This window comes from Nocardia brasiliensis NBRC 14402 (genome assembly GCF_000308475.2).
GTDB lineage: Bacteria > Actinomycetota > Actinomycetes > Mycobacteriales > Mycobacteriaceae > Nocardia > Nocardia brasiliensis.
In genome coordinates this window covers 25,031-42,250 of the sequence record NZ_BAFT02000044.1, presented here as the reverse complement: position 1 = coordinate 42,250, position 17,220 = coordinate 25,031, and the positions used below count along the sequence as shown (strand labels likewise).

The 17,220-nt window shown below is 67.7% G+C and carries 17 protein-coding genes; 8 read left to right on the top strand and 9 right to left on the bottom strand.

Annotated elements, in window-relative coordinates; all coding sequences use genetic code 11:
- The first annotated feature begins 90 nt into the window (after positions 1-90).
- Both TY25_RS14095 and TY25_RS40520 read left to right on the top strand, forming a co-directional pair.
- Positions 91-420 carry a hypothetical protein gene (locus TY25_RS14095; RefSeq protein WP_042256450.1) on the top strand — a complete coding sequence of 110 codons (330 nt, stop codon included), beginning with the start codon at positions 91-93 and terminating at the stop codon, positions 418-420.
- Positions 402-1,901: a hypothetical protein gene (locus TY25_RS40520; RefSeq protein WP_052382963.1), complete on the top strand. Its 1,500-nt coding sequence runs from the start codon at positions 402-404 to the stop codon at positions 1,899-1,901. Before TY25_RS14095 ends, TY25_RS40520 begins: the two co-directional genes overlap by 19 nt.
- Positions 1,902-1,909: 8 nt before the next feature.
- Here the strand turns inward: TY25_RS40520 and TY25_RS14085 are convergent, their stop codons facing one another.
- Positions 1,910-3,382 (bottom strand): carboxylesterase/lipase family protein, encoded by a 1,473-nt coding sequence (locus tag TY25_RS14085; RefSeq protein WP_042256449.1) that lies wholly within the window; start codon positions 3,380-3,382, stop codon positions 1,910-1,912.
- Between the two features lie 158 nt (positions 3,383-3,540).
- Positions 3,541-3,981, bottom strand: coding sequence for a MarR family winged helix-turn-helix transcriptional regulator (locus tag TY25_RS14080; protein ID WP_042256448.1), 441 nt, complete (start codon positions 3,979-3,981; stop codon positions 3,541-3,543).
- A gap of 94 nt (positions 3,982-4,075) precedes the next feature.
- Here TY25_RS14080 and TY25_RS14075 point away from each other — a divergent pair, with 94 nt between their 5' ends.
- The 3 genes from TY25_RS14075 (at position 4,076) to TY25_RS14065 (ending at position 7,126) form a co-directional block, all read left to right on the top strand.
- Positions 4,076-5,332, top strand: a complete 1,257-nt coding sequence (locus TY25_RS14075; protein ID WP_042256445.1) for an alpha/beta hydrolase — start codon at positions 4,076-4,078, stop codon at positions 5,330-5,332.
- A gap of 306 nt (positions 5,333-5,638) precedes the next feature.
- Positions 5,639-6,148 (top strand): DinB family protein, encoded by a 510-nt coding sequence (locus TY25_RS14070; protein ID WP_042256444.1) that lies wholly within the window; start codon positions 5,639-5,641, stop codon positions 6,146-6,148.
- A 57-nt stretch (positions 6,149-6,205) separates the two neighbouring features.
- Positions 6,206-7,126 (top strand): LysR family transcriptional regulator, encoded by a 921-nt coding sequence (locus TY25_RS14065; RefSeq protein WP_042256504.1) that lies wholly within the window; start codon positions 6,206-6,208, stop codon positions 7,124-7,126.
- On the opposite strand, the gene TY25_RS14060 is transcribed toward TY25_RS14065, so the two are convergent.
- Positions 7,113-7,850, bottom strand: coding sequence for an SDR family oxidoreductase (locus TY25_RS14060; protein ID WP_042256443.1), 738 nt, complete (start codon positions 7,848-7,850; stop codon positions 7,113-7,115). The genes TY25_RS14065 and TY25_RS14060 overlap by 14 nt on opposite strands.
- Before the next feature lie 280 nt (positions 7,851-8,130).
- Here TY25_RS14060 and TY25_RS14055 point away from each other — a divergent pair, with 280 nt between their 5' ends.
- Positions 8,131-8,976 (top strand): LLM class flavin-dependent oxidoreductase, encoded by an 846-nt coding sequence (locus TY25_RS14055; RefSeq protein ID WP_042256442.1) that lies wholly within the window; start codon positions 8,131-8,133, stop codon positions 8,974-8,976.
- 38 nt (positions 8,977-9,014) lie between these two features.
- Here the strand turns inward: TY25_RS14055 and TY25_RS14050 are convergent, their stop codons facing one another.
- The 3 genes from TY25_RS14050 to TY25_RS14040 form a co-directional block, all read right to left on the bottom strand.
- On the bottom strand, positions 9,015-9,908 hold the full coding sequence (locus TY25_RS14050) for a helix-turn-helix transcriptional regulator (RefSeq protein WP_042256440.1): 894 nt from the start codon (positions 9,906-9,908) through the stop codon (positions 9,015-9,017).
- A gap of 396 nt (positions 9,909-10,304) precedes the next feature.
- Positions 10,305-11,108 carry an SDR family oxidoreductase gene (locus TY25_RS14045; protein WP_042256438.1) on the bottom strand — a complete coding sequence of 268 codons (804 nt, stop codon included), beginning with the start codon at positions 11,106-11,108 and terminating at the stop codon, positions 10,305-10,307.
- 262 nt (positions 11,109-11,370) lie between these two features.
- Positions 11,371-11,976, bottom strand: a complete 606-nt coding sequence (locus TY25_RS14040) for a TetR/AcrR family transcriptional regulator (RefSeq protein ID WP_042256437.1) — start codon at positions 11,974-11,976, stop codon at positions 11,371-11,373.
- A 155-nt stretch (positions 11,977-12,131) separates the two neighbouring features.
- Here TY25_RS14040 and TY25_RS14035 point away from each other — a divergent pair, with 155 nt between their 5' ends.
- Positions 12,132-13,328 carry an FAD-dependent oxidoreductase gene (locus TY25_RS14035; protein ID WP_042256436.1) on the top strand — a complete coding sequence of 399 codons (1,197 nt, stop codon included), beginning with the start codon at positions 12,132-12,134 and terminating at the stop codon, positions 13,326-13,328.
- Positions 13,329-13,366: 38 nt separating this feature from the next.
- Here the strand turns inward: TY25_RS14035 and TY25_RS14030 are convergent, their stop codons facing one another.
- Both TY25_RS14030 and TY25_RS14025 read right to left on the bottom strand, forming a co-directional pair.
- Positions 13,367-14,230: a hypothetical protein gene (locus TY25_RS14030; RefSeq protein ID WP_042256435.1), complete on the bottom strand. Its 864-nt coding sequence runs from the start codon at positions 14,228-14,230 to the stop codon at positions 13,367-13,369.
- Positions 14,231-14,324: 94 nt separating this feature from the next.
- Positions 14,325-14,822: a GNAT family N-acetyltransferase gene (locus TY25_RS14025; protein WP_042256434.1), complete on the bottom strand. Its 498-nt coding sequence runs from the start codon at positions 14,820-14,822 to the stop codon at positions 14,325-14,327.
- Between the two features lie 515 nt (positions 14,823-15,337).
- Between TY25_RS14025 and TY25_RS14020 the strand changes: the two genes are divergently transcribed.
- Positions 15,338-16,288, top strand: coding sequence for a coiled-coil domain-containing protein (locus tag TY25_RS14020; RefSeq protein ID WP_042256432.1), 951 nt, complete (start codon positions 15,338-15,340; stop codon positions 16,286-16,288).
- A 17-nt stretch (positions 16,289-16,305) separates the two neighbouring features.
- Here the strand turns inward: TY25_RS14020 and TY25_RS14015 are convergent, their stop codons facing one another.
- Complete coding sequence (locus TY25_RS14015; RefSeq protein WP_042256430.1) at positions 16,306-17,196, bottom strand: LLM class flavin-dependent oxidoreductase; 891 nt, start codon at positions 17,194-17,196, stop codon at positions 16,306-16,308.
- Positions 17,197-17,220: the final 24 nt, after the last annotated feature.

Genomic DNA, 17,220 nt, shown 5'->3' with positions numbered 1-17,220 from the left:
TGAACGCCGTCGTGAATACTGTTCGGCTCGTTCACTATTCAGCTGGGGGCAGCTGAGCGTCACGTCCCCGAGGGCGAAACGGGGTTGTCGATGACGTTACAGGCCGATCTGGAAAAGCTGGGCGTCAAGTCCAATCAGATGTACGGGTTGGGGGACGAGGCCGCGCGACTGGAAGTAGCAGACGGAATGCTTCCGCTGCTTTCCTGGGGCGAGAAATTGCGCGCGGTCGACGAGGCGAAGGGTCTGGCCGGCGACGTCGAAGACCGTTTGATCACCGCGGTGACAGGGCGCTTACGGGAGATCGGCGGACTCATGCATCAGGCCACGATCAAATTCCGGGAAGCCGAGGCGGACAACGCGGCGGAAATCTTGGCGGCGACCTATACCAAGGACTCCGGCGAATGGGGGGCGCCGAGGTGACCGGAACACCGTCCAGGCGCCAGCTCGACGACTACGACCCGCAGCCCCTGCTCACCATCGCGGGCGGGCTGCGGGATTGCGGCACGAAAATAGAGGGCCTGTTCGAACGCTACGTCACCGTCGTCACCGATAACGAGTGGCGGGGTAAGGCCGCCGAAGCGGCGCACGATCGCGCCGTGAGCGACCGTAAGAAAGCCTTCGCGCTGGTGGATGCCCTGGAAGGGGCGGCAGGGCGACTCGAGCAGGGCTACTGGGACATTCATGCGCCGTTGAACTCCGCGCGCAGCCTCATCGCGTCCGCCGAGCGCGACGGTTTCGTGGTGCCGGGCGGTTTCACCGGTATGTTCGTCGCCGAACCCGTCTCCGTGACCCATCCGCCGGGTACCGTTCCGACGCTCGAACGCGAGGGCGCCCGCGGCGTGTGGGAGCGCCGGATCGTCGAAGCCGCCGATGCCGTCGCGGCCGCGGATACGCGGATCCAGCAAGAACTCTCGGGTATCCGCGCCGCGCTGAATACCGAGTTCGCCGGCGTCGCCCCGATACAGAGCACAGCCGATCAGAAACGTGCCAACCAGATCGCCGCGTTTCGCGCCGTGTATCACCGTGATCCGGTGTCCGAGAACGACTGGCGGATGGCCGAAGCGCTCGACCCGCACACCTACGACCCCAAATATCAAGGCGTCAACGCCAATATCGTGGCGGTACGGTTCGACCCGGTCACCGGCGCGGGGCTGTACCGGCAGAACATGTACATTCCGGTGGACCAGGTCAACAACATCGCGCTCAATATCAACGACTGGCTCGAGGGCCGGCTCGTGTATCCGATGCGCGGAGACAATCGTGGTCCGTCCGCCGACGCTTCGGCGGAAGCCTCACGGGTTTCGCTCTACGTCGACATGGAGAACGGCATCCTGATCGCCCGGCAGAATCCCACGGTGTCGGTCGACGGCAGGCAAGCCGGTGCCGGCGTTCCCGACGTCCGGGTGGCGCAGGGCTCCGACGGCTCACTGAAGGTGCACTATTCCGCGGTGGACCCCTTCGCCCCGGAAATCGCCAAACCCGTTGCGACAGTGAACGGTGACATGACGATCACGCGTCACGGCGGCGATGTCGTCGCCGGTGGACAGGTCACCCAGTACCCCAGCACCGAGGCGTACCAGTACCGGTCCGACGGGTCGACGACCCAGCTGGTCGACCGGCGCGCGTCCACCGACGAATGGGCGGCGGCCACGGATCTGCCCGCGCCGACGGTCAAGGTCGGCACCGTAGAACCCACCCCGATGTCGTCGTATCCGGCCCAGCCGACCGACAGCAGCCCGAAACATCTGCCACCGTACTATCCGACGGTCGCCGGCCCGGTCGACAACCCGCCGAAAGTCGTAGTGGTGGAACCCTATTCGCCACCGCCCGAGCCGGAGGAGAAGGAGCCCGTCCCGGCGCCGCCGGGCCGCACCCCGGAACCGCCGCCACCACCTCGTTAGCGGATCGGCTACTCGCCCAACAGGTTCAGCGGCACGAATCGGTGCGTAGACCAGAGGTGCCAGGAAGTCTCTTCGGGATAGCACTGCGTGCCGGGCCTCGTCGCGTAGACGCGGGTCGGCCGGGTGCGCGGATCGTAAGGGGGCCAACCGGGGTCGCCGGTGGTGGCGAAGCGCAGCCAGTCGGTGCGCATGGCGTGACCGACGCCGGACACTTCTGCGGCGGCGTTCGGGCGCGCGGCGGGGTGCTCGCGCACCTCGTTCGCGCCGAGGGTGCCGAAGACGAGCAGGACGTCGAGACTGTGCGAGGCGCCCTCGTCCCGGTGGAAACTCCAAGCAAGTTCGTAGAGCCAGGCGCGGCCGCGACCGGCGCGCTGGGCGGCGGCGAGATGCAGGCTCGGCATACGGAAAAGCCAGTCCGCGTTGACTGTTTCGTACAGCTCGGCGTTCGTGGCGTCGGGATAGGCGGTGCGGTAGTCGATTCCGGGTGCGAGGCGGTGCAGCGTCGCCGTCAGTTCCGCATCGGTCACCGTGCCGCCACGGTGCGGATTGAACAGCCGGAACTCGTCTCGGGTATGGCCGACCAGCACGTCGACACCGCTGGCCGCCCCGTCGGCGAGGGCCTGCCACGGCGCACAAGGCAGCACGTCACCGTCGACGACCGGAGAGAACGGGGTCGGGGTGAGCGCCATCGGGCCCCACGATTCCACCGCGTCCGGCATTTTCGCGATCACCGTGCCCGTCGCGTCGATCAACGCGCGCGGGCTGATGGTGGACAGCTCGTCGATGTCGGCGCCCGCTCCGACTTCCGCCGCGATGGACGCGGAGATCGCCGCGGCCAGCCGCGGTGCGAAATAGGTGCCGGGAACGCTCTGGGCGATGGCGCGCTGAAACAGTCCGGCCGCGCTCGGCATAACCAGAAGTGCCGCAACCGAACCCGCGCCCGCGGACTGCCCGAACACCGTCACCCTGTCCGGGTCGCCGCCGAACGCGGCCACACTGTCCTGCACCCACCGCAGCGCGGCCGTCTGGTCGAGCAGTCCGCGGTTGTCCGGTGCGCCGGTGATGTGCGCGAAACCCTCCACTCCCGTGCGGTAGTTCATGCTCACCACCACCGCGCCCGCCGCCGCGGGCAGTGCGCCGTCGTGGTGCGGGTTGCTGGATTCGCCCTCCAGATACGCGCCCCCGTGAATCCACACCAGCACCGGTAGCCGTGCGGCACCGAGGTCCGGTGACCACACGTTCAACGTCAGACAGTCACCGGAATCCGCACCCGCCCAACCCCTTTGCGGCACTGGCGGACCGAACTCCGACGCGTCGCGGACCCCGTCCCACGGCAGCACCGGCACCGGCGCGGCGAAACGTCGCGCCCCGACCGGCGGTCGGGCATATGGAATGCCCCGGAACACCGCAACGCCGCGCACCCACTCGCCCCGCACCACTCCCGAAGCCGTGCGAACCTTTACCCGCTCACCCACAGTCATTCGGCGAAGTTGTCGTATGCGCTCGCGCGAGCGGGAGTTGCACGATCGTGCGGAACCGAAGCCATAGGCCCCATCCTGGCATGTGCGACTGGGAATCCCGTGCGATGCTTCGGTGCTGTCGGCCGCTTCGGGGCGATGGCCAATGGCCGTAAGTAGGGTCAGAGCCGGTCGTAGATCGCGACCAATCGGTGCAGTATTTCGGTCGCGGAAAGTAGGGCGGCGGTGTCTTGATCGGCCAGTTCCTCCTGCAGGGCCGCGTGCATGGTGGCCATGCGTTCGCGGCAGCGGGTCCGGCCCGCGTCGGTGAGAGTGACCAGTACCGAGCGTTTGTCTCGGGGTGAGCGCTGTTTGGTGACGTAGCCCGCGGCGACGAGGCCGTCGACGAGCTGGGTCGTTGCGGCGCCGGTGGTTTCGGTGCCGGCCGCCAGTTGGCCGATGGTGAGCGGGCCTTGATCGGCGAGTACGCGCAGCGCGCGAGCGTGGGTGAGGGAGAGGGCGTCCGGGCTGCGGGTGGCGCGGCCACGTAGCCGGGAGTCCGCGGCGCTGAGGCGATAAGCGGCGCGAGCGAGCTGGTCGAGGGCTGTATCGCGGGTCGGCAAGGTCGTCTCCTTCGCTGGGCTCGAGGGCTTGACGCCAGCTTAACCTAAGTACTTAAATGATAAGTACTTAGCTAAATGAGAGGATGGCAAGGACATGAGCGCACGTTCGATCGGACAGAGTTGGGCACTCGACCTCGCCCTGGCCCAGGGCGGCTTCGACGCGCTGCACCCGGCGGCCAAGGGCACCATGGAACAACTCGGCCACGACCACACCGATTTCGACAAGGTCTTCGACCTGGTGCAGAGCGCGGCGATGCTGCCGAAAGCGTGGGCGACCGTCGCCGCACAGGCCGAGGAGCGCGCCGCCCACCACGAGCGGCACGGTTTCGCGCGCACCGCCGCCGACCTCTACAACCGTGCGGCGGTGATGTGGGGCCGGGCGCAGTACTCGATCTTCGAGGCCGCCGATCCGCGCAAATGTGCCTTCCGCACGCGTGCCGATCACTGTGTCGAGCGGCTCGGCGCCCTGCGCGGCGGGTTGGTGCGGCGGGTGGTCCTCGACTTCGAGGGCAAGCAGATCTATGCGCTGCTGCACCTGCCCGAAGGGGTGGTGCGCGCGGCGCCCGCGGTGATCCTCGGACCCGGCATGGACATGATCAAAGAGGATTACATCTACGCGGCCGAGCGCTACTACACCGCACGCGGAATCGTCGCGCTGTCCATCGAGGGGCCTGGGCAGGGGGAGTCCCGGGCCAACGGCCTGACCGTCGACCTCACCAATTACGAACGCGCCGTTGGCCGTTACCTCGACTACCTGACCGAGCTGCCCGAGGTGGATCCGCAGCGGATCGGCATGTTCGGGATCAGCATGAGCGGCTACTGGGGTTCGCGTTCGGCCGCGGCGGACCGGCGGCTGGCCGCGCTCGCCGCATTCGAGGCGCCCACCGGCGATTTCCGCACCATCTTCGAGCGCGCCCAGCCGACCTTCAAGAACAACTTCATGTACATGGCCGGCTACCAGGACGAGGAGGCGTTCGACCGTGAACTGGCCTCCCGCATGCCGCTCGGCGAATTGGTCGGCGACATCACCTGCCCGGTGCTGTTCGGCATCGGCGAATTCGACGAGCTGACCCCGCTGGAGCAGGCGCTGGCCAACTACGAACTGGTCAAGGCGCCCAAGGAGATTCGCGTCTACGAGGGCGAATTCCACCCCCTCGGCGGCGTCGCGGCCGAGGTGTTCCGTTTCGGCGCCGAGTGGCTCGAACGCGCCCTCTCCGGCGAACTCGCCGAAACCGGCCGCGACGTCCGCCACTACGTCCACCGCGACGGCCGCACCGCCGACAGCACCGCCGACCCCCAATGGTGGTCCGGTGCAGTCCCTTCCACGCTCGAACACCTGCGTACCAGCTGAGTAGTGGTCGTCGGCGAAACACTACTCAATGGTTTTCGCGGGGCACAGCGCGACGGTCGATCCGCCGGAACCGCACATTGTCGAGACGGACCGCTCGGCATCGAGTACTGTTATCGGCAGCAGGTCTTTGATGAATCTGCGGTGCGGTAGGCCCGCACCACGCTCGGTCCGCATTCTTCGCGGCGAGAGCTTCTCTTTTCCCGGTTCGTCTCCCGACACCGGACGTTTCGCGTACCCCCAACTCGCGGCCGTGCGCCGCGCCCATCCCACGTGCCTCGAGCACACCCAGCGAAGGAGTGAAAACCTATGAGTATCAACCGGATAACCGATGGTGGCGAGCGCGCGATCATCGAGAACATGCTCGACCGCAACCGCGAGGCACTGATCGATACCGTGCGCGGTCTGTCGGAGGCAGACGCGCGCCGCAAACTCGTCCCGTCGTTGACGACACCGATCTCGTTGCTCAAGCACGCCGCCGGCGCGGAACGGATCTGGTTCCAACGGTTCTGGGCGGGCCTCGACGAAGCCGACTGCGACGGTTACTCGCGCCGCGACGAAGGCACCTTCGCCGTCGCCGACGACGAGTCACTGGCCGACGTCATCGCCGAATTCGAGCGGGCCAGCCGGCGCTCCCGCGAGATCGCCGCCCGTTTCGACCTCGACGACACCAAGGACAATCCCCGCGAAGGCAAGGTGAGCATGCGCTGGACCCTGCTCGCGATGATCGAGGAATTCGCCAGGCACGCAGGTCACGGTGACATCCTGCGCGAACAGATCGACCAGGCGCGCGAACCGGCCCGCGGCGCACGAGCCTAGGATCGACACGAGCACCGCGATGTGGACCGCGGTCCACGGCAGGAAGGACGGGCGTCGATGACGTTACGGCAATACGAGTACGCCCTGGCCGTCGCCGAGGTGGGCTCGGTGACCGCGGCGGCGGAACTGCTGCACGTGGCGCAGCCCTCGATGTCCCAGCAGATTCGTGCCCTGGAACGCGAACTCGGCGTCACGCTGTTCGCCCGCACACCGACCGGGCTGGTACCCACCGTCGTCGGTCGCGCATTCCTGCGGGACGCCCAGGTGGCGGTGAACGCGTCGCGCCGGGCGCGGGCGACCGCCCGGGCCGGGGCCGAGGAACTCGAGGGCGAACTGCTGGTGGCGGCGCAGCTGGGTCTGGGCACGCGGCAGTTGCCGAGTGCCCTGGCCGCACTGCGCCGCCGCTACCCGCGGCTCGAGGTCACCGTCTTCGAAGAGCCGAATCCGGCCGAGCTGGAACGGATGGGCCGGCGCGGCGTGCTGGACCTCGTCCTGGTGACCGCGCCGTGCGAGGAGACCTCGGCCGACGCCCATCACCTCGGCGACGAGGAATTCGTCGTGGTGCTGGCCGCCGGACACCGGCTGCTCGGGGCGGACCGGGTCGAGTTGCCCGAACTGGCGGACGAGCCGTGGGTGCGTTTCGACCGGGACAGCGCCCTGGACGCGGTGCTCCGAGATGTGCTGCGGGACAACGGACTCACCCCCAGCACGGCCGCGCGGGTAACCCAGGCGGCGACGGCGGTGCGCTGGGCTTCGCATGGACTCGGGGTGACGCTCGTCCCGGCCTCCGCGGTGCCGCAGGGCTACGAGCACCTGGCCCGGCCGGTATTCCCCGTCGTGTCGCAGCCTATTCTCGCCGCTGTCCGGCACAACGCCGGCCCGGCCGAAACGGCCCTGCTCGAGCTGCTGCGTCGGGAAACGTGGCACAAGTCCGCATCGTTCGCGCCGGTGCGAACGGACGAACTCAGAGCTGGGTAGCACCGCCGTCCACGACCAGCTCGGCGCCCGTGGTGTAGGTGGCTTCGAAAGCCAGAAACACTGCGGCCCTGGCGATCTCGTCCGGAGTGCCGAAACGGCGCATCGGATTCTCGGCGATCCGCGCTGCCTTGAATTCGGCGGCGGCCTCGGCGGTCATCGCGCTGCCCAGGATTCCGGTATCGATCGGGCCGGGGCTGACCGCGTTCACCCGGATCCCGCGGGGAAGCAGCTCACCGGCCAAGCTGCGGGCCATCGAACGTACTGCCGCTTTGCCCGCCGAGTAGACGCCGGCCGTGGGCATGCCCATGACGTTCGCGTTCGAGGTGGTGAGCACGACGCCCGCCGTCGGGCTCAGCAGCGGAGACAGCTTCTGCACGGTGAAGAAGACACCTTTGACGTTGATCGCGAACAACTCGTCGTAGAACTCCTCGGTCGTCGACTCGAACGGCATGGCTTTCGCGATGCCCGCGTTGACGAAAAGCGCGTCGAGCGTCCCGAATTCGCTTCGCACGCGATCGGCGAGCGCGTCCAGATCGGTCAGTGCGGCGACATCGCCGCGCACGGCGATCGCATTCTCGCCGAGCTGCTGCTGCGCGGTGTCGAGGCTCGCCTGCGAACGTCCCGTGATCACCACTCGCGCACCGCCGTCCACCAGCAGCTTCGCCATCGCGAACCCCATACCGGTGCTGCCGCCGGTGATCACCGCAGTCTTACCTTGGTACATATCGGTTCTCCTTCAAATCGTCATCGGACCGGCGTCGAAAACTTCGGCTCCGTGGCAGGAGTCATCTCGCCACTTGCCCTTTCGGCCACAGGGGTATTCACTCGGCGAACAAGAATCGGAGCGCATTCACGAAGGCTTTCGGAGCGCACCGCGTCGAGCTGTTTCACCGTATGTCGCCGAAACAGCCACCGGCAAAGACGAATAAGCAGCAGAAGCCATAGGTAGTTCCTATACAGCCCTAAGATCACTGGCGCGACGATCGACCAGTCAGGGGAATTCGTTGAACCACAACCACGTTCGCACCGGTGTGTACTTACCGCCCTTCGGCCCCTTCGGCGACCCGGCAGTGCTGGTCGACTTGGCGATTCGGGCCGAGCAGGCCGGATGGGACGGCGTCTTTCTCTGGGACCACGTGGTCCGCGAGACCATGCCGATCGCCGACCCGTGGACGACCCTCGGCGCCGTCGCCCACGCCACCGACCGAATCCTGTTCGGCACGACAGTGACGCCGCTTGCGCGCCGACGCCCCTGGATCGTCGCCCGCCACGCCGCCACACTGAGCGAGCTGTCGAACGGACGCTTCGTGCTCGGCACCGGCCTGGGTTCCGACGAGTCCGGCGACTTCAGCCGCTTCGGCGAAGGCGACGACCTGCGCGCGCGGTCCGCCAGGTACGACGAAGGACTCGAGATCGTCCGGGCGGTGTGGGCCGGGCGGGCGTACCGGCACAGGGGGACGCATTACACGGTGGACCTCCCGGAAGCAGTCCCGCAGCCGCACCGCATCCCGATCTGGGTGGGCTGTTCGACCAACAGCCCCAAAGTTATTCGCCGAGCCGCCGGCTGCGACGGAATCTTCCCGCTCGCCGACGGCCGTACGCCCACCCCGAAGCAACTGAGGACTGTGGTCACCGCGGTGGAGAGCACGAGGCGTGGTCCCGATCGCCGGTTCGCGATCGTCGTCGCGGGCAATGCGAGTCCTGCGTGGAACGAACCGGCATCGGTGGATCTCGACGGGCTCGTCGATGCGGGCATGACCTGGTGGATGGAATCACTCATGCACTTCGACCCGTTGGAGCTGTCACTCGAAATCGTTGATGCGGGGCCGCCATCGATAGGGCTCGGGTAGCCGGGGCGCGAGACCCGATGACCAGTACTGATGAGGGGCTAGCCGTTGTGTTCTTCGAGTTCAGTGGCCGGGGTCTGCTGGGTGGCCGCCCACGATGCCAGGAGCGCCAGATTGTCGGCGGTGGGCGTGCCCGAGGGGGCGGTGTAGATGGTGAGGTGCAGGCCGGGTTCGGCGGGGAGTTCCAGGGATTCGACGTCCAAGTCGAGGCGGCCCACGATCGGATGGTGCAGCCGTTTGCGTCCGGATCGGCGCAGCCGCACGTCCCGCGAAGCCCACCGTTGCCGGAACAGCTCACTGCACGTCGACAATTCACCGACCAGGGCGATCAGGTCCTCGTCGTGCGGGTCGCGGCCGGCTTCCATCCGTAGCTTCGCGGCGACGTCAGCGGCGATTCGGTCGTAGTCGACAAAGAAGTCCCTGGCCGCCCCGGGAGCCAGATAGACGAATCGCGCGGTGTTCGCGGGCCGTCGCGGATCGGCCAGCACCGGTGAAAACAGCGCTCGGGCAAGATGATTCGTGGCGAGCACGTCATAGCGGCCGTTACAGATCCAGGCCGGGGCAGCGGAGACGGCGTCGAGCACCTGCTGCAACGCCGAGCGCACCGGCACGGCAGGCTTGCGCCGGCGGGGACCGTTGGACGTCCCGGATCGGCGCGCGAGGTGGAACAGATGGTCGCGTTCGGCTTCGTCGAGTTGCAAAGCAGCGGCCACCGCACCGAGCACGCCGTCGGAGGCGCCGGCGAGACTCCCGCGTTCCATGCGCACGTAGTAGTCGATCGAAACTCCCGCCAGCAGCGCCACCTCCTCGCGACGCAGACCTTTGACCCGACGATTGCCGCCGTAAGCGGGCAGGCCCGCCTGCTCGGGTGTGATGCGGGCGCGACGCGAGCGGAGAAACTCCCGGATGTCGGTGCGTAGATCCGTGGTGGCCATGCTCCCACCGTAGGCCCGTCCCGCAGTCCGAGGGAGGCACTGCGGGGACCCCCGACGGCTGGCGTCGAGGCCGGGATTCGGGCAGCCACGGCTACGCTACGACATCCTGCGACACGTGCCGGCCCGGCTCGACCTCGGGGAATCGATTGCCGGTTCGACTCGGAGGGGACGTCGGCGAGTCGTCCGCGCCGCGGGCAGAGCCGTCCCAGTGCCGGGGCGTCATCCGCTGGACTGCCGCATTCCACCTCCGTCGCCGAGCCGGCCCCTGTGCAACACCGCCACGCCACCTGCCCCACCGCGACCCGAGATCCCGAAGTCGGCACCTGCCGCACCGCCCTGGATAGAACGTCGGCGGCATTCGCAACGCGGATTGAACGGAAGGCCCCGCGTCAACGCCTACGTACCCGTTGCGGTCGTCGCGATGCCGCCGTCCACCGGGATGATGGCACCCGTGAGGTAGGCCCCGGCCCGGCTGGCGAGGAACACGGCGACGCCCGCCATGTCGTCGTCGCGGCCGAGCCGGCGCAGCGGGGCCTTCGCCGCGATCGTGTCGCCGACGGCATCGAGCGTGGACGCCATCATCTGCGACGGGAACGGACCCGGCGCGACCGCGTTCACCGTGACGTGCTCGGGGCCCAGCTCTCTGGCAAGCACCCTCGTGAGCTGATGCAGTGCCGCTTTGCTGCTGGCGTAGGAGTAGTTGGGCGATTCGGCGACGTGGATGGCGGCGATACTGCCGATGTTGATGACCCGCGCGGGATCGTCGGCGACGCCCGCCTTGCGAAGCGCGGGGAGCAGCGCCTGCACCAGCCAGAACGGCGTCTTGAGGTTGAGGTCGAGCACGGTGTCCCAGGCCTCGTCCGGGAACGTCGCCAGCGGCTCGCGCCACATCGCGCCCGCGTTGTTGACGAGGATGTCCAGGCGTGGGGAGTCGGCCTCGACCAGATCGGCGAGGCGACGGCATTCGTCGTGCCTGGACAGATCGGCGGGGATGGCCCGAACGTCGCCGAATTCGGACAGTAGACGCTGTGCCTGTGCGCACGTCTCTGGCTTGCGCGAGCTGACTACGACGCGTGCGCCTGCCTGGAGCAGACCGCGCGCTATCATCAGCCCGATGCCGCCGGTGCCGCCAGTGACCAGAGCGTACTTCCCGCTCAGATCGAAAAGTTCTGCGTGCGTGGCGAATTGGTTGCCCGTCATGGGTCTCCGTCCTTGCTGCCGTGGCAGAATGCGCGGACACGATCGCGCATCGGGGCAGCTGCAATGTGTGTCCAGGGAATGTCGTCGGCGGCTTGTCGATGGAGCCGGAGCCGACTGGACAAGGCTGACAGGCATTTCGGATCTCCGGGAGACCCTGGCGATACAGGTACTGGGCGTGCCCCCTTGCCCTGCACTGTCACAACGGTTCCTGCACAGTCACTTTCGTGATTGCCGCGACCTTCAGCGCAGCTCTGCCGTGCGGTCAGTCGCTGTCGCGCCTTGCGGACTTTTGCGCCGTGGCTGTCCATCCGTCGTCGAGGAGAGTGAAGATCCGGTCGAGCGCTCGCTCGGAGTCGTCTCGTCCGTGGACGAGACTGACGGCTTCGAGAGCGAAGTGGGCCAGCGCCTGCGCGGCGGGGTCGCCGTCGGGTAGCCCGGAGTCGGCCACAATCGCTGCGGCCAAGGCGTTCTCGTGACGCAACCACATGCGCCGCGCATGCTCGCGCAGTGCCGGCGTGGTGTCGATCAGGTGCAGGAAATCGGGGAAGCGCGGGTCGGTGCGGACCTGTCGGGAGCGCTCGTCGCGTAGCAGTGTGCGCAGCGCCTGGGGGATGGACTGGCCGGACGGGCGCTCGCGGACGGCGGCGACGAGCGCTGCCTCGCGGTCGGCGTCCTGGTCGAAGACCAGTGCTTCCTTGCCGCCGGGGAAGTGCTTGAACAGCGTGGCCACCGAGACGTCGGCGGCGTCGGCGATCTCCCGCACGCCGACCGCGTCGTAGCCGCGCTCCAGGAACAGCCTCAGCGCCGCGTCCGCTAAGGCTTGGCGGTTGGCGGCCTTCTTGCGCTCGCGGCGTCCCGGTTCGGTCATGTGCCCACCCTAGCGCATAGGTAGAACCAATCGATAAGTAGAACGGATATACTTTTCGAACGATATCAGTTATGTTGGTTCGGGCCAGACCGTCCGGCCTGCGTCCAGCGGCGACAACCACACCGCCGCAACACGTTCGGAAAGGATCCACCCGCATGACCACACCCCGTATCGCCATCGTCGGCGGCGGCCCCGCAGGCTTGATGTGCGCCCGTGTGCTGCAGAGCTACGACATCCAGCCCACGGTGTACGACGCGGACGCCGCCGTGGACGCCCGCGACCCGGGCGGGACGCTCGACCTGCACGCCGACAGCGGCCAGATCGCGTTGGAGGACGCCGGGCTGATGGACGCCTTCCGGGCGTTGGCCCGGGTCGAAGGCCAGGCCAAAAGCCGCCGAGACCAGCACGGCACCGTCCTGGCCGAGTTCACTCCCGCCGCGGGCGACGACGCGGCGCCCGAGATCGACCGCGGCCAACTGCGGACCATGCTCTATGCGCACCTGCGTCCCGGCACGGTCGCCTGGGGACACAAGCTCCTGCGCGCGACCCCGCTCGAAAGTGGCACGCACCGACTGGAATTCGCCAACGGCGTCAGCGCCGAAGCCGACCTCGTCATCGGCGCCGACGGCGCATGGTCGCCGGTGCGCCGACTGCTCACCGACGCGGTCCCGCAGTACCTCGGAGTCAGTTTTCTCGACGCCCGATTCGACGACGTGGACACCAGACATCCCGAGATCGCCGCGATCGTCGGGGACGGCCACATGTTCTCCACCGACGGCGACGGCCGCGCGGTGATCGTCCAGCGCAACAGCAACGGTGTGGTCCGCGGTTACGTCGCCTTCCGCGCCGAACTCGACTGGCACGTCACCGCCGGCGTGGACGTCACCGACCGCGCGGCCGTCCGAGCCTTCCTGCTACGGGAATTCAGCCAATGGTCCGCGCTCATGCGACCACTGATCACCGACAACGACGGCGACTACATTCCACGCAGCTTCTGGGCCCTGCCCGCTCCGCTGACCTGGAACCACGTTCCCGGCGTCACCCTGATCGGCGACGCGGCGCACCTGATGGCACCCTTCGGCGGCCACGGCACGAACCTCGCGTTACTCGATGGCGCGGAACTCGCGCACGCCATCGCAAAACAGAACGATCTCGACGACGCGATCGCACACTACGAGACGACGATGTTCCCCCGATCCGGGGAACTCGCCGTGAGCTCGAACACCGCGCTCACCCGGTTCTTCGCCACGACATCGCCCGATACGCCGCACCTGCCCCCGGACCACGCCCAGGAACACAAGAACTACCAGGCCCGGGCGGCCGAATATCGACGCAGGCAACCGAATTCATAGTCTCCCCGCAGCGAGAGACCAGGCTTTGGTGCTCCAGTTCAGATCTGGCCGCGCGGCGTGCTCGAGTTGCTCGCCCTCAGCAGATCTCGTGACGATCCAGCAATCGCTGCTGGTTCACGCTGCGGGTCCGGGTCGGCGAGGTGCAGCGGCTGATGGTCTCGCCGAGCGGGCCGGCGCCGGGGGGAGGCGAAGTAGAAAGTCCAGGTCTGGGTGGTCCACCGCACCTGGTCCGCGGGAAATGCGCGACTCAGCTCGAGCCAGCGTGCCGCGTGCTCGGGCGCATCACCGAAACCCTTGTGACCGGATTTGAAGGAGCTGTCGCTGTCCGGCCGGCGAACTTCTATGTCCACCTCCCACTCGCGGAAGTCCGGCCCCTCGGCCACCTGCTCGCGGAATGAGCGGACCACCTGCGCGACCTGCTCGGCCGAAGCATCCGCGGTCAGCACGACGACCGCGGAGAACGTGTTACCGGAGTGGGTGGTGACCTGGTGGACGCCCGGCAGCCGGTCGAGCATCGTTCGTGTTTCGGCCGCCTCCCGGACCAAGGATGCCCGCTCGCCGGGAACGGCGAAATTCACTACGCCATAACCGGTGCAGGACGAGGCGAGGACCCCGACCACGGCGATCACCACCCCAGCCAACCGATTACTGTTCCGCCGGTCCGAGCGGAGCACCCATCCCGCCACCAGCACAGTGACGGCGACGCCGACGAAGATCACGGGCACAGCGAACGATCGCGTCTCCTCGCTGCACTCCAGGTAGAAGCAAACATCGGTGAACAACAGCACGAGCGGAACGAGTACACCGAAGCAGGCTGCGCCACAGTAGGCGAACCAGTACCAATCGAACGTGGCACGACGCTTGCGATCGTTCGATTCTTCGGCGAGCACGACGATCCCCACTCGATTCTCGGTGTCACTGTGACGGACGGTCAGCGACAACGGATAATGCCGCGGTAGGTAACGTCGTGAACCTTTGCACGGGCGATCGCGGCGTTCAACACCCCGGTTTCAGGGGCGGGGTGGGCAGCGGATGTTGTTCGGCCAGTGACAGTTTGAAACCCACGTGGCTGGCTTCGAAACCGAGCTTGCCGTAGAAGCGGTGTGCGGCCGTGCGGCTACCGTGCGAGGTCAATTGCACCAGGGCGCAACCCTGCGCCCGCGCGCGCCGCACACACTCCTCGATGAGCTGAGCGCCCAGGCCGTTGCCACGCAGCGGTCGATCCACGCGCACCGCTTCGATCTGCGCCCGTACTGCCCCCTTGTGGCCAAGACCCGGCAGGAAGCTGAGTTGCGCGGTGCCGACTACGGCACCGCGGTGTTCGGCTACCAGCAGTTCCTGGCGCGGATCGGCATCGATGACAGCGAAGGCCGCGCGATACGGGCCCAGATCGTCCACCGACTCGCGGGTACTACCCAACGTGTCATCAGCGAGCATCCGCACCAGCGCCGGAAGGTCCTCGATCGTGGCGGACCGAAAGTTGATCTCGTCCATGCACCGATTCCATCATGCGCCGGGGGAGGACTACCGCCCGCTTCCCACACAGGCAGGGCTCGTCGCGTCGCTCGGACACTTCGGAAGGGGACACCGAATTGGTACCGGCGTACAGGGGTGCACAGTTTTCGATGGGTTTAGTAGCAGTTTCGTTTCGTGTGCGCAAACCAAACGGAAACGTAATAGCGACACGGGAGTTGAGCGACCGACCAAAGTTCTGACCCCCGATAATGTTCACTTATCGGAGGTCAGAACCGATGGCTGGCCCATGAGTCTTCCTGCGACACGACAGATTTCGTTTCGTGTTAATACGTCACTATTGACGAAACCAACGCTACGATTTTCGAGTGTCCAACGTCTGCAACTACCCGGGCTGTGCTCGACCCATCACGCGCGGCGGGGGGCCCGGCCGCCCTTCGGAATACTGTGATCACCCGGATCACACGAGATGGCGCGCGTGGCGGGAACGCCAACGGCTACAACAGGAGTCGGAGGTAACCGAGGCTTCCGTCACAGTGACGCAGCAGGGTCCGGTGACCGTGGCTCGGTTACGGGCGGATGAGCTGCTCACTCAATTCCGGGGTCTCGCAGATCAACTGGGTAATACGCTGAACGCCGCCGTCGCGGAACTGTCCACGCTCGGCGATCCCTCGGTGGCCGAGGCGCAGGTCCAGGCGGTGCAGGCCGATGCGGCGCGCCGGATCGCGGAGGCCGAAATGGCCACTGTCGCGGCCGAACAGGCGCGCCGCGAAGCCGAGGAAGCGCGAGCGCTGGCCGAGGCGGCAGCCGATGACGCCGCCGGTGCGGCCGAACGGGCGGAAGCCGCGATCGCCGACGCGCACAGCACCCGCGACGACGCGCTGCGCGAGGTCGAACGCGCCACCCGTCAGGCTGCCGACGACGTGTTCGCCGCGCGCAGCGAGGCCGAGGCCGAGGTCCGCACCGCGCGCCGCGAAGCCGCCGAAGAGATCGCGCGCGTCCGGCAGGAAGCGGCCGAACAGATCGAGCGTGCCGAGCGGCGGGCCGCCACCGATATCGCGCACGCGGAACGCGAAGCGGCGGCCAAGGTCGCCGCCGCGCACTCCGAACGCGACCTCGCCGTGCAGCGGGCCGCCGACGCCGAACGAGCGACCGAACGCGCCGAGCAGGCGGCGATGGAACGGATCGAAGCCGCCAACGAGGCGCGCGAAGAATGGCGCCGGGTTCGTGTCGAACTCGACAGCACCCGCACCGAACTCGCCGAAACCCGCCGGACCGCTGCCGCTGATATCGCGGCGGCCCGCGCCGAAGTCATTGCCGCAGTGGAGAAGGCGCGCGCTGAAGCCGCCCAGCGGATCGACGCACTCGACGAGGCGCGGGCGCAAACACTCGCTCGCGCCGAACGCGCCGAGGCGCAACTGGACGAACTACTCGCCGAAGCCCGTCGCCCGGCCACCGACCGCCCAGCGCGAGCGGGCGCCTCGTAGCCGCGGTGCCGGTCCACCTACTCGCCACACAAGGCCCGGACAGCAGGGACGACGTCACCGATCCAGCGACGGAGTTGGGTTTCGTCCTCGGACTCCGGCCAGTACACGAAGGTGTCGAAGCCGGTTTCGGTGGCGAGATCGGCCAGGATGCGGGCCCAGCCGGCGGCGTCGGTGCGGATCTTTTCCTCACCGCGCAGGGTGACCGGGCCGGGTGCATCGGTGATGGTGCCGACGAGTTGCGCCATCCGGGTGATGTCGGTCGGCGCGCGTCCCGCGTCGACGGCGGCGGCCGAGATGATGTCTTGCGTCGCTTGCCATTTCTCGTAGGGCAGATAGTGCGGAATGGGTGCGGCCCAACCGTCGGCGATGCGCCCGGTGAGCGCGTTCGCCTTCGGGCCGACGCTGCCGAACCAGATCCCGACCGGATGGGCGGGCGCGGGGCCGGATTGCACACAGTGCACGGTATAGTGCGTGCCGTCGACTTTCGCTTTCGTCCCGGGCTGCCACATGGCGCGGATGACGGCGGTCGCTTCTTCGAGCGCTTGCAACGCTTCGGGATTCGATCGTGTCGGGCCGCCCATGGCGCGGATGGCGGGCCAGAACGCGCCGGCACCCAACGCGAGCTCGAAGCGTCCGCCGCTGAGCAGGTCCAGGGTCGCCGCCTGCTTGCCGAGCATGGCGGGCCCGCGTAGCGGCAGGCTCGCCACGTCCGGAAACACCCGCAGCCGTTCGGTTTCCGCCAGCACGGTGGCGATCACGGCGAAGGTGTCGGCCAACCCGCCGGAGTACGGGTGGTCCTGGATGCCGAGCAGATCGAGACCCTCCCGATCTGCCACCTTCGCCAGCGCACGCAGCCGCGGCAGTTCGGCCGCCGTCGGCGCCCACTGAATACCGAATCGTAAACTCACCTCGCGATCATGCCATTCACCGGC